Consider the following 15,140-nt stretch of genomic DNA (forward strand, 5'->3'; position numbering starts at 1 on the left):
AGCTAAAAATTCTTAACTTTAAGTCTTTTTGGCTAAAATTATCACGAAATTTAGGAGAATTCAAAATGATCATTTGTGCAGGTGGAAACGAAAATTTTCCTTTTGCCAAAGCCATAGGCATAGGATTAATAGAAAGTGCGATTAATTTAACGCGAATTTGTTTAGAATTTCAGCCAAAAGAGCTTATTTTTATAGGCACTTGCGGACTTTATGAAAGAGGGAAAATTTTAGAGATTTATGAAAGCTCTCACGCCTTTAACATCGAATTTTCAAAATTAAGCGATTTTTATAGCCCTGCAAAAACAGAACTTTGCCTTGAAAAAAGTGCTTATAAAATCAATTCTTCCAATTATATTTGTGCGGATAAAAATGCCGCTTTAAAATTAGCAAATTTAGGGCTTGATATAGAAAATATGGAAGCTTTTTCTGTCCTAAGCGTAGCGAAAAATTTTAACATAAGTGCCAAATGTTTTCTTTGTGCGACCAATTTTTGCGATGAAAACGCACACGAAAATTTTATGAAAAATCATCAAAAAGCTAAAGAAAAATTAGAAAAATTTTTAAAACAAAAAGCTTTAATTTAAAGGAAAAAATTGAAAGAATTAACGAATATTTTAGACTTTTTACCCGAAGAACTCACACAAAAAATTCAGCCAATGTTTCGCGTGAAACAAATTTGCCAATGGATTTATCAAAAATATGCCGATGACTTTTCTCAAATGTTGAATTTACCAAAAAATTTACGCGAGGAGTTGGCTAAGAATTATCATTTCAAGCCTCTTAAATGTGTCAAAGAGGAACGAAGCAAAGATGGGAGCATTAAATATCTTTTCGAGCTTGAAGACGGCTTGAGGATAGAATCTGTGCTTTTGCCGATGAAGGAAGAAAAATTTGACAAAGAAGGCAAAAGACTTTCTCACGCTAAATTTACCATTTGTGTTTCATCTCAAGTAGGATGTAGAAGTGGGTGTAGCTTTTGTCTTACGGCTAAGGGAGGGCTTAAGAGGAATTTGAGTGCTGGGGAGATTGTGGGGCAAATTTTGTGGATTAAAAGGCAAAATCATATCCCTTATGAACGCCGTGTAAATATCGTCTATATGGGTATGGGAGAGCCGCTTGATAATCTTAACAATGTCGCAAAAGCCGTGCGAATTCTAAGCCACAATGATACTCTAGCCATAAGTGTGCGTCGTCAAACCATTAGCACTAGTGGGCTTGCAAAGCAGATTAAAGAGCTTGGGGAGATGAATTTGGGCGTTTTACTTGCTATTTCTTTACACGCTGTTAATGATGAGCTTAGAAGCAAACTTATGCCTATTAATAAAGCCTACAACATAGCCTCCGTTATGCAATCCGTGCGTGAATTTCCCATAGATATGCGTAAAAAAGTGATGTTTGAATACCTCCTAATAGACGGCATTAATGATAAAATCGAACATGCAAAAGAGCTAGTCAAGCTTTTAAATGGTATAAAAGCTAAGGTCAATTTAATCCTTTTTAACCCTCATCAAGGTAGCATTTACAAACGCCCTAGCCTTGAAAATGCCGTGAAATTTCAAGATTTACTCAGTCAAAAAGGCGTTACTTGCACCATAAGGGAGAGCAAGGGACTTGACATCTCCGCCGCTTGTGGTCAGCTTAAAGAAAGAAGTGAGTGTTTATGAGTATTTTAGATATAGGACAACTTGTTTTTATCGGTGTCGTTGTAATTGTGAGTTTTGTGGGTATGGTTTATGTGATTAAAAATAGTCGTTAAGCTATTTAAGCAAGCATTTTGCTTTTAAATTTCGCTTATTTATCTTGTAACCAAAGAACTTAACCCTAGTTTGCACTCGCTATTGATTAATATAAGCATAAATATTTTACTTTTATAATCCTATAATTTTACAAAAACTCAGCGTATTGAATTTTTTGTATGTAGTTTGACATATATGTGAAATCAATTTCTTTTTTTGCGGTTATGGGTAATTTTATATTGATATTTGGCACCTCTGAAATTGTCCTTCCGTGTCCTATTGTTTTAAAGAGAGTCTCAGAAATTGTGATTGCTAAAAAGTATTTTGCAAATTTGTCCATTTTATCTTTGATACAATTAGCAAAATCGCAAATCATTACAAAATTTGTAGCACAAAATTCAAACTCACAATAATATGTCTTACCGCCTCCGCCATCTCCACCACTAATAATACAAATTTTATCGCTATAAACTTGCTCTATTTCATCTCTTAGTTTTGCACCACCTACGCCATTATTGTCCTTTTTAGCAATAATAAGTGGAATGCCATTTTGTGGATATTTATTTTCTATTTTTCTATCAATGGACTTTTTCTCTCTACCCTTTCCTGTTTTGATGATTAAATCACTGATTGAAAAATCCTCAAAAGCAGTATCCCAAATGGCATTTTTCTTTAAGGTGTTTTTATGTAATTCAAATCCGCATAAGACTTTAGCACTCACCACCTCCCTGATATACCTAGTATAAACCTCTTCTTGTATCATTGCATTTCTATGAGAGCTATATGCCTCAAATAAAAGCTCATCATTAGCTTGTAAATCGGTCTTAATAATTGCCCTATTTTTTGTAAAATCATTTTTTAAATATGCTTTTAAAATTTCATTTTTTATAATGTCCCACTCATCATTTTTACAAATACGAGCCTTATTGACAACTTCAAAGCCATCATTTAAGCAGTTGATTAAAATTGTTTTGTTGTCTTTTATATTTGTTTTGTGTAAAACAATAATGCAAGTATTTGCTCCAACAGGATAAAACAAATTAGTCGGTAAAGAAATCACCGCCTTTAAATTTGCTATCTTAAAAATCTTTGATAAATATCTAACATTTGCTTCAATCGTCCCACTGACACAGGATTTTGGAACTATTGTTGCTAAAAAACCATCATCACGCATATAATAAAGCGTTTCATAAACGAATTTTAATTCAATATCACTTTGTGCAAAAGGCGGATTCATTAAGACTCGATTATACATATTTTGTAGGCTTGGTAATCTTTCAAAACAATCCGCATTATAAATTTGCGAAGCACCATCGCCGTGAAGCATCATATTGATCCCTGCAAGAGTTGCGTTAAATTCGTTTGTTTCTATGCCGATTAAGCGATTTTGCTTGATATTTTTTTGTGTCTCGTGTAAATTCTCTAATTTTGGATCAATTTCATTAAACATATTTGCCATTGCGTTTGTGAGAAAAGTCCCACTGCCACAAGTTGGGTCTAAAATTTCACTATCTTTAGAGCAATAAGCAAGGCTATACATTAAATTTGCTATGTGGTCTGGCGTAAAAACTTCGCCTTTTTCATTGGCATTTACTGAGTTCCATCTGCGAAAAACCTTTAAGAAATTATTCATTATATCGTGTCCCTTATAATCATCAGCAGAGATATGGATAAAGTTATAAATTGTTGAAATTTCTTGAATAATGGTAAATAAATCTTCGCTTCTAGCTCTATTAAGTGAGCTATCATCTAAAATTCTTAGAATAAAACGCTTTTTTTCTTTTTTTGTAATCGGTATATCTTTATCAACCAAAATTTCATTGATACCCTGTTTAATCGATTTTAAAATTGTCGCAGTAGAAGTTAAATCAATATAATCGCTCTCTAAAAATTTCATACATAGCATTACAGCCCCAATAAATGGAACATTCATTTGTTTATCAATTTTAGAATTTCTAAATAGATTTGCTAACTTTAAAGCACCACTATTTACAATTTGCTCATTATTGATTCTTTTTGGGAAATATTTTTCTTTGTAATATTCCTTATCTTTTAAAGTCAGTTCATCTTTTATAAGTTTTCCATTGACATAGCAGCGAAATTCAGTTTTATTGTATTCAAAACCTATAAAATTTTCATTGCTTTCAAGCTCCATATAGTCTTTTAATTGACCTGTAAATTTTTCGTTCGGGGCTTTAGCATCTAGTATAAAAGTAATGCCATCATAAAAATAATAGCCATCAGGTTTTTTTGACTTGCCCTTTTCTCCTTTATAAATAAATAATGAGCCATCCGTTTTATTTGGTAAGCCTAATATGTGTGAAAAGGCTCTCACAACCTCAAATTCACTTTCTTTTTTCAATACACTTCCTTTCAAAACCCTCTCAAAACTGCTCTTAATTTTTCAGCCATTACATCAATATGCTCTTTTTCTATAATCAAAGGCGGAAGAAATCTTAGATCATTTTTAGAGCAGCTTAAAAGCAAAAGGCGATTTTCGCGGCATTTTTTAAGCACATCGGCAACCTTAATTTTTGCATTTAAACGAAGTCCTTGCATAAAGCCAAGTCCTCTTCTTTCTTCGCAAAAGTCAAATTCGCTTGTCAGCTCATCTAGAGCTTTTTCCAAATATGGCGTAAGTTTAGCAACCCTACTAAGTATCTTTTCCTTAGCGTAAATTTCAAAGACGGCATTTACAGCCGCACAGGCAAGTGGATTACCCCCATAAGTGCTTCCGTGATCTCCTGCCTTAAGGGAGTTTTGTGCCACTTTTTCACTCACCGCAAAAGCCCCCACAGCTACCCCGCAGCCCAAAGCCTTAGCAAAAACTGCTACATCAGGCACGATTTGGCTATGCTCATAAGCAAAAAACTTTCCACTACGCCCCATTCCACATTGAATTTCATCGCTTATGAGTAAAATGCCTCTTTCATCACAAAGTTTTCTCAAAGCTTTGTAAAATTCCGGTGTGGCAGGGTTTATCCCACCCTCGCCTTGCACACTTTCTAGCACTATGGCACAAGTTTTTTCATTTAAGAGCTTTTTAACGCTTTCTAGGTCGTTAAAAGTGGCAAATTTAATCCCACTTATTAAGGGTTTAAAGGGCTTTTTATATTTTTCATTAGCCGTGAGAGACAAAGCACCCAAGGTGCGTCCGTGAAAGGAATTTTTAAAGGCAATGAAAGATGGGTTTTTAATACCCTTATTAAAGGCATATTTTTTAGCGACTTTCATAGCACCCTCAACGCTCTCTGTGCCCGAATTTGTGAAAAAAACGCGGGAGAGTTGTGAGGCTTTAGCCAAATTTTTTGCAGCTTTTAGGGCTTCTTCATTAAAATAAAGATTACTCGTATGAAGAAGTTTATCAATTTGTTTTTTTAAAGCCTGATTAAAGAGCTTATGATTGTAACCCAAAGCACACACACCTATACCGCTAGAAAAATCCAAAAATTCCCTATTTTTATCATCATAAAGATAAACGCTCTCGCCCCTTGCTAGAGTGAGTTCAAATTTATTATAAATTTCAAGTAACATTTAAACCACCAAAGTCCCTATACCCTCATCGGTAAAAATTTCAAGCAATAAGCTATGCTTCACGCGTCCGTCTAAAATATGCACTTTTTTCACGCCATTTTCACACGCATCAATGCAAGAGCGTAATTTAACAAGCATACCACCCTGCAAAGAGCTAAGAAGCTCTTTTGCTTCGCTAAGGCTGATTTTTGAGATGAGCGAGTTTTTATCCTCGTAATTTCTATAAAGTCCCGCTATATCGCTTAAAAAAACAAGCTTTTCCGCCTTTAAAGCCTTAGCCAACTCACAAGCGGCGTCATCAGCGTTAATATTGTAAGTGTTTAAATTTTCGTCCATACCCACAGGGGCGATCACAGGCAAAAAGTCCTTCTCTAAAAGCTCGTTTAAAATTCCCACTTTTACCTTAGAAATTTCACCCACAAAGCCTAAATCCTCGTCCTTCTTGACACAATGCAAAAGTCCTGCATCCTTACCGCAAATGCCTATGGCTTTCACGCCTAAGCACTCTAAATTTTGCACTAAATTCTTATTGATTTGCAAAAGTGCCATTTCGGCGATTTTAGTCGTTTCTTGATCGCTGATTCTAAGTCCGTTTTTAAATTCACTTTTCACACCCAAATTTTCACAAAGTCTTGAGATATCCTTACCCCCACCATGAACAATCACAGGCTTTAAGCCCACAAGTTTTAAAAGTGCTATATCTTGCATAACGCAGTGCTTTAGCTCCTCATTTTCCATAGCAGAGCCGCCGTATTTAATCAAAACAATTTTAGAAGCAAATTTGCGTATATAAGGCAGGGCTTCTATGAGAGTGTGTGCTTTTTGTAAATATTCTTGCATGATTTTTCCTAGCGGTTGAAATTTGTTTGATTATCATCATTTAAAGAAAGGTCATAATAATTGGCATCCTCTCTTAAAGTAAAGCCATAATGTCTCCAAAACTCATTACCCAAATCATTACTTTTAAAGGCTATGAGGGCGATTTTATTAATCTTTTCTTTTTTAAGTGCTTCTAGGCAAAATTTTGTCATCTCGTGTGCTATGCCCTTTTTTCTATGATTTTTATGCACGCATACATGGTAAAAGCCGCCCGTGCGTCCATCGTGTCCGCAAAGAATTGAGCCTATTATTTCGCCCTCTAGTTCCGCTACGGCACTTAAATTTGGATTACGCCCCAAAAAAGCACTGATATTTTCAAAACTATCATCAATGCTTCTTAGACCAAATCCCTTAATTTCACACCACAAAGCATACACTTTTTCGTAATCTTCTTCTTGCATCGCCCTAATTTTCATAAATCCTCCTAAAATCCTAAATTTTCATCAAAATCAAACATTAAATTCATATTTTGCACCGCTTGCCCTGCCGCACCTTTGACCAAATTATCCAAAGCACCGATGATGATAAGTCTTTTTGTGCGTTTATCTATGCAAAAATTAATATCCATAAAATTACTATGGCTTACAAAATGCGTTTGAGGGTAAATTTTACCGCTTAAAAGACGGATAAAGGGCTTATTTTGATAATATTTTTCATAAATTTTTCTTAACTCGCCCTCGTCTAAATCGCAGGCTAAATTTGCGTAAATACTTGCTAAAATCCCCCTTTGCATAGGGACAAGGTGCGGAGTGAATTGAATTTTTAGCTCCTCATTTGCTGCAAGGCTTAATTGCTCTTCAATCTCTGGTGTATGGCGATGTGAAGCAATAGCATAAGCCTTGAAATTTTCATTAACTTCACAAAATAAATTCTCTATCTTAGCTCCGCGTCCAGCCCCACTTACTCCGCTTTTCGCATCGATGATAATGGAGCTTAAATCAATCACTTTTTCCTTCACCACAGGATAAAGACTAAGGATAGAGCAAGTCGTATAACAGCCCGCATTTGCCACTAAACGCGTCTTTTTTATCTCCTCACAATAAAGCTCACTAAGCCCATAAACAGCCTCTTTGACAAGCTTTTCATTAGGGTGAGAAAAATGATAATAAAGCTCATAATTTCGCAAATTTTTCAAGCGAAAATCCGCACTCAAATCGATAATTTTCATACGCTTTAATAAAGCATCATTAATAAAACTCGCACTAAATTCGTGCGGAGTCGCCATAAAAAGCACATCAAGCTCGACCTCACTTAAATCCTCGCTAGCAAATTGAAGACTTAAATTTGAGTGCGGATAAAGGGCGTTGTAACTTTGTCCTACATTATTTTTTGAGCCTATGTAAGTAAGCTTTGTTTTGGGGTGTTTGGAGAGAATTTTCACAAGCTCATTACCCACATAGCCACTAGCACCTAAAATTCCTACCTTAAGTTCCATTTTTTTCCTTAATTTTGAGATTTCGATTATATTATTTTAAAATAAAAATTGATTTAAAAAATATTAAGAAAATTCTCATACGCCTAAATCCATACTCATAAGACTTTTAAATGTCATTTAACCTGCTTCACTTCACAAAAGCAACACGCCCCAAACTATCACCTACCAAAACTCTGCATTATGCAGAAAAATGGTGTATTTGAATACTTATGGGTGCTTGAAAAATCAAACTAAGCTTTTTTAACGATATAAAGCTGTTCTTTAATATGTATGGGACGATTTTTAAGATTGCGACTAGCTCTAAAAGCATTGTAATTTTGCTCTAAAATAAAGCATTTGCCAAGCTTTTGAAGTCTTTTTTCAAATTTCTCTTTTTTCACAAAACCCTCGCAATTATAAGAAAGCAAAATGATTTTAGCAGGGGTTTGAAAAATTAGCTCAAAAAGGGCTTCTTCGGCTTCTTTAGCTTTGTTATAAACGCTTCTATTCCAATCTTTTGGTATGCCGCTGATTTTAGAAAGCTCGGTAGGCTTTTTATAAGCGGCAAGAAGATTAAGCATAAAATAATTTGAGCCATAAGGGTGTTGATTATAAGGGGGGTCAAAATATGCTAAATCAAGCCTTTCAAGCTCCTTACTCAAAGCATTTGCATCCTTTTGCAAAACTTCAAATTCGCAATGAAAATTCGAAAAAACAGGCATTTTAAGACTCATCTTCCCCCTAATGCGTGAAAGAGCATTTTCTCCCACCCCACCAAATTTACCCACTCCGTTTTTATCCTTATAAAAGCCTTTAAAAACGCCACTTGTATTAGCGTGCACACTCGCTTCATAAAGCAAGGGTGCTAAGAAAAAATAGCGTAAATTCGTTGGAATTTCTTTTTCTATGGCTTGTCTTAAGCTGTCTAAATAAAGCGCATTTTCTCTAGTGTAAAAAACACGCTCATTTTTTTGGATATTTGCCTCATCTTTGGGAGCGTAAAGCTCACTGATAAAGCCATTTTGCAAAGGGGTGCTTAGGAGTTTTTGATGGAGAGTTTTTAGCGTTTTAAACTCATTTTGATTTAAATTTGCTAGATAACAAGAATTAATGATTTTAGAATAAAGCTCCAAATCATTTGCGATAATAAAGCTACTATGTGCCTTAGCAAAACGGCTCACTATACCTGAACCGCTAAACATATCCAAAAAGCTTAATTTTTCCTTTTTAAGCTCAAATTTAGCGTAATCAAAGCCTTGTTTTAAAAAGCCTAGTAAAGCTCTTTTATTACCCAAATAAGTGATGATTTGCTCTTTTAAAAAGGCGGGATTTTCTTGCATAATTTTCCTAAAAAATGTAATATCTAAGGGAGGTTTCAGCTATCTCTTTGCAAATATGAAACATCTCATCCGCCTCCCATTTTTCTTCTCTAAAATACATACTCACAGGAGAAAAATAATTAAAATTACTATTGCCATCCGTTTTGAAAATGTAAGTTTTATTAAGATAGTAAAATTCGTTAAGGACATTGAGTTTTGCTAGCACCGTTTTTTCGCTGGGAGCAAAATCGCAACCCCAGCCAAAACACACAAAAGGCGTTATTTTTTCGTGATTAAGCATAGCTTTAATGCCTGTGAGATTTTTGCCTAATCTTTCTATAGCGTTATCTGTGGCTTGTTTTTTCCTGCCCTCTTTTGCTCTTTCATCATTTGTGCCTTGTCTTTTAGCTTCTGTGATGAGAAGCACCTTAGCAAAATTTGGCTCATCTTTTTTCTTTAAAAACAAAATTCCTCCATCAGGATAAATCGCCCTATCCATAAAACTCGTATCAAATTCAGCTCTAAGCTTAGAGGCTTTAATATTTTCTATCATAAAAGATAAATCAAGCTTTTTGGTAATTTCAAAATAATACTTGCCTTCTACAAAATTAGCTACCCTACCCCCGAAAATCGCTCCTCTAGGTATTTTTTAGTTTTTCTCATAGCTAAATCTAAATTTAAATCATCATTTTTTGATTTTAAATTTTTCGCTTTATGCTGTTTAATGCTAGATCTTAAAGCTTCTCTAGGCACCCTAAGTCTTTTTCGGCGTTACAAGCATATTGACATAACGCCCCTCAAAAAGCGGCTCTTTATCGCGGTTTGCCTTATCCTCTATGCTTTGCCAAATTTTTTCAAGTAAAGCCACGCCCGCTTCAGGATTTGACATCTCACGCCCCTTTAAAAAGACGCGAAATTTCACATGCTTATCCTGTTCTAAAAATTCCAAAGCGTGCTTAACCTTGTAGTTAATGTCATTTTGTGCGATTTTCACAGAAAGTTTAATTTCTTTGATATCAATAACTTTTTGTTTTTTCTTAGCTTCTTTTTGCTTTTTTTCTTGCTGGTAGCGGAATTTCCCATAATCCATAATTTTTGCCACAGGCGGCTTGGCATCAGGGGCTATTAAAACTAAATCAAGTCCCAAACGATTTGCAATGCCCAAAGCCTCGTCCGCACTGATAATCCCATAAACTTTACCATCATCGCCTATACAGCGAAGCTCGTCTGCTCTTATTTCTTCATTAAGCAACACTTCTTTTTCCCTACTCAAAACGCAACCTCACTCATTTTCTCCTTCACTAAATTGATAAATTCATCTAAACTAAGACTTTTTTGCTCCTTAGCCCTCCTATCTCTTAAAGCCACAGCCCTATTTGACAGCTCCTCATCGCCCAAAACTAAAATCATCGGTAATTTTTGCTTTTCAGCGTTACGAATTTTTTTGCTTAAACTTTCATTTTTGTCGTAAATTTCACTATCCACGCCTAATTCTAAAAGCGTTCTTTGTATACCCTTAGCATAAGCTAAATGCACCTCACTAATTGGCACTATACCCACTTGAGTCGGTGCGATGAAGAAAGGAAATTCTCCCGCACAATGCTCGGTTAAAATCCCCACAAATCTCTCAAAAGAGCCTAAAATCGCACGGTGCAACATCACGGGGCGTTCTTTAGTATTCTCGCTTGTGGTGTATTCTAACGCAAAACGCTCAGGTAAATTAAAATCCACTTGTATCGTGCCACACTGCCATTTACGCTTAAGAGCGTCTGTGATTTTAATGTCTATTTTAGGACCATAAAAAGCCCCACCCCCCTCGTCTATGCCATATTTTAAGCCCTGTTCGTCCAAAGCCTCTTTTAAAGCCTTAGTCGCTACTTCCCAAATCGCCTCCTCACCTATGGCTTTTTTTGGGCGGGTTGAAATTTCCATTTCATAGCTAAAATCAAAAAGTTTCATCAAATGTTCCACAAAGGCTAAAATTTCAAGCACTTGTTCTTTAATCTGGCTTGGCATACAAAAAACATGTGCGTCATCTTGAGTGAATTCTCTCACCCTAAAAAGTCCGTGTAAAACTCCGCTTTTTTCGTGTCTATGCACCACGCCATATTCAAAAAATTTCAAAGGTAAATCGCGGTAACTTCTAAGTTCGCTTTGATAAATCTTAATGTGTCCTACGCAATTCATCGGCTTAATGCCATATTCTTGCTCATCAATGTTTGTGAAATACATATTTTCTTTATAATTTGCGTAATGTCCGCTAATCTTCCACGCCTCCGCCTTCAAAAGCTCAGGTCCTCTTACAGGCTCATAGCCTCTTAAGCGGTGAATTTTATAAAGCATTTGCTCTAATTTTGAACGCAGTCTCGCTCCATTACTTAGCCACAAAGGCAAACCGCCACCAATTTGCTCATCAAAAGTGAAGAGTTTTAGCTCACTGCCTAGCTTTCTATGGTCTCTTTTTTTTGCTTCTTCGATGATGTGTAGGTATTCTTTTAAGCTTTCTTTATCGGCAAAGGCTGTGCCATAAATGCGTGTTAGCATTTCTTTATTTTCATCACCGCCTAGATACGCCCCTGCAATGCGTGTGAGTTTAAAAAAACGCAAGAATTTCGTATTGGGTGCGTGAGGACCACGACATAAATCCTCAAATTCTCCTTGCTTATAAATGCTCACTTCATCGCTTGGAATTTTTGCTAAAACTTCTTGTTTTAAATCATCGTCTTTAAATTTTTCAATCGCTTCTTTTTTACTTAAGGTGTATTTTTGAATTTCAAGCTTAGCTTCGACGAGCTCTTTCATCTTTTTTTCTATTCTTACTAAGTCTTCCTCGCCTAGCTTGGAACTCACACGAAAATCATAATAAAATCCGTCCTCTATCACGGGTCCCACAAAAAATTTCGCCTCAGGATAAAGTGCCTTAATCGCTTGTGCCATTAAATGCGCACAAGAATGCCGAATGACTTCTAAAGCCTCCTTAGAATTGTCAAAATAAACCTTTTCAAAATCCAAATTTTTCACGCTTTGAGTGTCTATGAGAGTGTCTTTATCTTTGTAAGCTATACAAATTTTATCCATTTGACTCCTTATAAAAATAGCGTAATTCTATACTCTTTCAACTTAAGCTCTTTTTAAATTTATACCAATAGCGATAAGATATTTTCTTCCTTAACCTTCATCGCATTATAAAGCATAACGGAACTAAATTCTGTAAGAAGTTGTGATTTAGAAAAATTCGCACTCTCTGCGGCAAAATCCACATCTTTAAGTTGAGAAGCCGCTGCGGAAAGTGAAATTTCTGTGATACTAATATTATTAATGGTCGCATCAAGTTGTTGTTGCACACTGCCTAAATCCGAGCGAATAGAATCTAAATTTTCCAAAGCAGTGTCTGCTACATCCATTAAAGCCATCGCTTTTTTAAGATGTAAGCCCTCTCTACCATCAATATAAGTATCAAAAATAGAATGGAAAAAGCCCAAAGCATTTTCTTGTGCCGAACTCATCAAGCCTTTCATATCCCTTAAAGATACATTTTCTTCCGCAAAGCCTGTCATTGAGGCATCAAAACCTAAGAGAGAATTAATCTCCACATTATTAAGTTTAACTTGCATTTGTATATCTTTAGGTCCTGAGCTTACAAGCTTAAGTCTACCGAAATTTTCATTAAAAGAAGTAAGTTTAGCGCCATCTGCATTTCTTTGTTTGCTACCACCGAAACCGAATTCTCCAGCTCCTCCAGTATTTTGCTGTGGAGGATTTTGAGTGTTAGGATAATTATGTGTGCTTATACCGGTAATAGCCTCCACATCATCAGGCATAGTGAAACAAATGCGTTGTTGATTAGGGTCATTGGGGTTTTCTTCTATAAAGGCTGTGATACCTGTTTTATGACTATCTTTATTAAAACAATCTACAAGATCTTGTAGATAATACTTCCCATCTGCCTTACCCTCTAAAATCGTCCTTTCCGTATAAACCTTAACGCCCGGTTGTCCTCTCTTAATTACCTGTATGGCTATACCATTGTATTCTGGGTGTGCAGTATTTGGCATACGCGTGATAAATTTATCTTTTGTTACCCAATCCCCACGCACAGTGGTAAGTGGCACGCCTAAATTAGGTGTAACTTGATTCCCGCTCATATTGAGTCGCTTCGTAGGGTCTAAAGCCATAAAGAGTATAACTCCATCTTGGATTTTCGCGGAAACTCCTGTTTGTGGGGTAAGGGCATTGACATTAGAAACTAAAGCTTCTGGGGTGGCTGCTGGACCTACATTAATATCATTAATCTTAACGCCGTCTGCTGCGGTAATAGGCTTAAAATCTTCCAACTTCGCTTGAACGCTTTGTCCATTTCTAAGATGTGCTAAACCAAAAAAGCCATTAGAGCTATCCTTTAGCACTATACCCCTACCATCAAGGGAATTTAGCTCCAAATTCCCCGCAGCATTGATACTCGCCTCCACACCTGTGGTAGTTTTAACAGCATTAATAGCTTGCACGAGAGCGCCGTTTTTATCATTATCCTGCACGGAGATAGAGCCGATTAAAGTGCCATTGATACTAAAATCCGCCCCGGTTTTACCTGCTGTGATATTGTCTGTTCCTACGGTGCGGACATCATAACTTGCTTTAATGCCTGTTTGAGTGCTAACATTATTTATTCTTTCCACTAAATCACCCAAGCCATAATTAAGCTTGGTGCCGATTTCCACGCCTGAAAAAGTGAAAGTTTTATTATTAATAGTAGAATTGATTTTTACATCAATGCTACCATAATTACCTGCGACGATATTAGCACCTGTTTCAAAACGCGTATTGCCGACTTTAGAAGAAAGGGTTGAGCCTATACTCGCTCCAACGACTTGATTAGCTTGGGCGCCGATTTGAAATTTTTTATTGATAAAACCACCGCTTAAAAGCTGTATGCCATTGTAAGAAGTCGTGTTGGCAATGTTATCATAAGCTTCCAAAAGTCGGTTAATGTCCGCTTGTATCATTCTCCTTGTTTTAGCACTTTGTCCATCTTGTGCGGCTTGAGTTGCTTTAACCTTAATCATTTCCACGATTTTAATTTGCTCGTCCATAGCTTTGTCGGCTATTTGGAACATTGCTTTTGCATCATTGGCGTTGTTATTAGCCTGATTGAGAGTGTGAGAAGAGCTAAGAAGCTGGGAACTAATAGCACTTGAGGAGGCATCGTCTTTGGCAGAATTGATGCGTAAGCCTGAAGATAGGCGTTGCAAAGACGCTGAGAGAGCGCTGGAATTTGATTTAACACTGGTATAAGCACTAAGTGCTGCAATGTTAGTAATCCTCATACTATATTTGTGTCCCGATTAGAAATTTCTGTAAAATCTATATCGTTATTTTTTAAAAAAACTTGAGAATTGAATTAAAAGTTTTGAGGTGAAAGTAAAGCCGTGCTATAAAGATAAAAGAAAACAAGCCCTAAAATAATACGATAAATCCCAAAAGGGATAAAGTCAAATTTCGCAATGAATTTAAGAAAAAATTTAATCACCAAAACCGCCACCACAAAAGCCACCACAAAGCCTATAAAAAGAGGCGTAAAAGAAGAGGCACTGCTTAAAATGCTTGGCTCTTTGTAAATGCTATAACAAGTTGCTATCATCATAGTCGGCACAGCAAGCAAAAAGCTAAATTCCGCCGCAACCTTGCGGTTAAGCCCTAGCAAAAGTCCGCCTATAATGCTAGCTCCGCTCCTTGAAGTGCCCGGAATCATCGCTAAAGACTGGATTAGCCCTATACAAAAAGCTTGTTTAAAGCTCACTTCCTCCAAAGAATTCACCGCATAATTCTTCCCTTTGTGTAAAAGCTCAATCGCTATAAAAACCACCCCCCCTAAAATCAGCATAAAAACTACCACATAGCCATTAAACAAAAGCTCTAAATGCTTCGCCACAAAAAGCCCAATAAGCCCCGTAGGTAAAAAAGCAAAGGCTAATTTAAGCCACAAAACAAAGCTTTGCAAAAGCTTACGCCAAAAGACAAAAAGCACTGCTAAAATCGAACCAAGCTGGATAATAATGAGAAAAGACCGCCAAAAATCGTCCATTTTAATCCCTAAAATCGTCGTCCCTAAAATCATATGTCCCGTGCTAGAAATAGGCAAAAATTCCGTCAAACCCTCGATAATGCCAAGTATGAAAGCGTATAAATTTTCCAAAGCTTACCCTTAAAATGATTTTGTCAAATCTTACTTTAAATTTACAAACGAAATTTAAAATTAAC

The 15,140-nt window shown here is 36.2% G+C and carries 13 protein-coding genes; 2 read left to right on the forward strand and 11 right to left on the reverse strand.

Translation table 11 applies throughout. The features are described from left to right. Positions 1-65: 65 nt before the first annotated feature. A complete protein-coding gene (locus tag EL158_RS08290) occupies positions 66-584 on the forward strand; it encodes a phosphorylase family protein (RefSeq protein ID WP_027304193.1) in 519 nt (172 codons plus the stop codon). 9 nt (positions 585-593) lie between these two features. Next, positions 594-1,664, forward strand: coding sequence for a dual-specificity RNA methyltransferase RlmN (gene rlmN / locus EL158_RS08295; protein ID WP_027304192.1), 1,071 nt, complete (start codon positions 594-596; stop codon positions 1,662-1,664). A 220-nt stretch (positions 1,665-1,884) separates the two neighbouring features. Here rlmN and EL158_RS08300 read toward each other — a convergent pair whose 3' ends face one another. The 11 genes from EL158_RS08300 to EL158_RS08350 all read right to left on the reverse strand — a co-directional run bounded on the left by EL158_RS08300 (position 1,885) and on the right by EL158_RS08350 (position 15,075). Beyond that, on the reverse strand, positions 1,885-4,098 hold the full coding sequence (locus tag EL158_RS08300; protein ID WP_197718616.1) for an HsdM family class I SAM-dependent methyltransferase: 2,214 nt from the start codon (positions 4,096-4,098) through the stop codon (positions 1,885-1,887). Between the two features lie 11 nt (positions 4,099-4,109). Beyond that, on the reverse strand, positions 4,110-5,270 hold the full coding sequence (locus EL158_RS08305) for an aspartate aminotransferase family protein (RefSeq protein WP_027304190.1): 1,161 nt from the start codon (positions 5,268-5,270) through the stop codon (positions 4,110-4,112). After that, positions 5,271-6,110 carry an acetylglutamate kinase gene (gene argB, locus EL158_RS08310; protein WP_027304189.1) on the reverse strand — a complete coding sequence of 280 codons (840 nt, stop codon included), beginning with the start codon at positions 6,108-6,110 and terminating at the stop codon, positions 5,271-5,273. A gap of 8 nt (positions 6,111-6,118) precedes the next feature. Further along, positions 6,119-6,565, reverse strand: a complete 447-nt coding sequence (locus EL158_RS08315; protein ID WP_027304188.1) for a GNAT family N-acetyltransferase — start codon at positions 6,563-6,565, stop codon at positions 6,119-6,121. Between the two features lie 8 nt (positions 6,566-6,573). Further along, a complete protein-coding gene (argC, locus tag EL158_RS08320) occupies positions 6,574-7,584 on the reverse strand; it encodes an N-acetyl-gamma-glutamyl-phosphate reductase (RefSeq protein WP_027304187.1) in 1,011 nt (336 codons plus the stop codon). Between the two features lie 230 nt (positions 7,585-7,814). Continuing rightward, positions 7,815-8,903 (reverse strand): DNA adenine methylase, encoded by a 1,089-nt coding sequence (locus EL158_RS08325; RefSeq protein WP_027304186.1) that lies wholly within the window; start codon positions 8,901-8,903, stop codon positions 7,815-7,817. A gap of 7 nt (positions 8,904-8,910) precedes the next feature. Then, positions 8,911-9,435: an EcoRI family type II restriction endonuclease gene (locus tag EL158_RS08330; RefSeq protein ID WP_225532256.1), complete on the reverse strand. Its 525-nt coding sequence runs from the start codon at positions 9,433-9,435 to the stop codon at positions 8,911-8,913. A 201-nt stretch (positions 9,436-9,636) separates the two neighbouring features. Next, the gene (infC, locus tag EL158_RS08335) at positions 9,637-10,155 is read right to left on the reverse strand and encodes a translation initiation factor IF-3 (protein WP_027304185.1); all 519 of its coding nucleotides are present in this window, start codon (positions 10,153-10,155) and stop codon (positions 9,637-9,639) included. Next, a complete protein-coding gene (thrS, locus tag EL158_RS08340; protein ID WP_027304184.1) occupies positions 10,152-11,960 on the reverse strand; it encodes a threonine--tRNA ligase in 1,809 nt (602 codons plus the stop codon). Before thrS ends, infC begins: the two co-directional genes overlap by 4 nt. 59 nt (positions 11,961-12,019) lie before the next feature. Then, on the reverse strand, positions 12,020-14,206 hold the full coding sequence (locus tag EL158_RS08345; protein WP_051529130.1) for a flagellin N-terminal helical domain-containing protein: 2,187 nt from the start codon (positions 14,204-14,206) through the stop codon (positions 12,020-12,022). Between the two features lie 74 nt (positions 14,207-14,280). Next, positions 14,281-15,075, reverse strand: coding sequence for an undecaprenyl-diphosphate phosphatase (locus EL158_RS08350; RefSeq protein ID WP_027304183.1), 795 nt, complete (start codon positions 15,073-15,075; stop codon positions 14,281-14,283). Positions 15,076-15,140: the final 65 nt, after the last annotated feature.

This window comes from Campylobacter upsaliensis, from assembly GCF_900637395.1.
Taxonomy (GTDB): Bacteria; Campylobacterota; Campylobacteria; order Campylobacterales; family Campylobacteraceae; genus Campylobacter_D; species Campylobacter_D upsaliensis.

Excerpts from the sequence above, each read along its gene's own strand:
- EL158_RS08305 (WP_027304190.1), bottom strand. The coding sequence starts at position 5,270 with ATGTTACTTGAAATTTATAATAAATTTGAACTCACTCTAGCAAGGGGC.
- EL158_RS08325 (WP_027304186.1), bottom strand. The coding sequence starts at position 8,903 with ATGCAAGAAAATCCCGCCTTTTTAAAAGAGCAAATCATCACTTATTTG.
- thrS (WP_027304184.1), bottom strand. The coding sequence starts at position 11,960 with ATGGATAAAATTTGTATAGCTTACAAAGATAAAGACACTCTCATAGAC.
- argC (WP_027304187.1), bottom strand. The coding sequence starts at position 7,584 with ATGGAACTTAAGGTAGGAATTTTAGGTGCTAGTGGCTATGTGGGTAAT.
- EL158_RS08330 (WP_225532256.1), bottom strand. The coding sequence starts at position 9,435 with ATGATAGAAAATATTAAAGCCTCTAAGCTTAGAGCTGAATTTGATACG.
- argB (WP_027304189.1), bottom strand. The coding sequence starts at position 6,110 with ATGCAAGAATATTTACAAAAAGCACACACTCTCATAGAAGCCCTGCCT.
- EL158_RS08345 (WP_051529130.1), bottom strand. The coding sequence starts at position 14,206 with ATGAGGATTACTAACATTGCAGCACTTAGTGCTTATACCAGTGTTAAA.
- EL158_RS08315 (WP_027304188.1), bottom strand. The coding sequence starts at position 6,565 with ATGAAAATTAGGGCGATGCAAGAAGAAGATTACGAAAAAGTGTATGCT.
- EL158_RS08290 (WP_027304193.1), top strand. The coding sequence starts at position 66 with ATGATCATTTGTGCAGGTGGAAACGAAAATTTTCCTTTTGCCAAAGCC.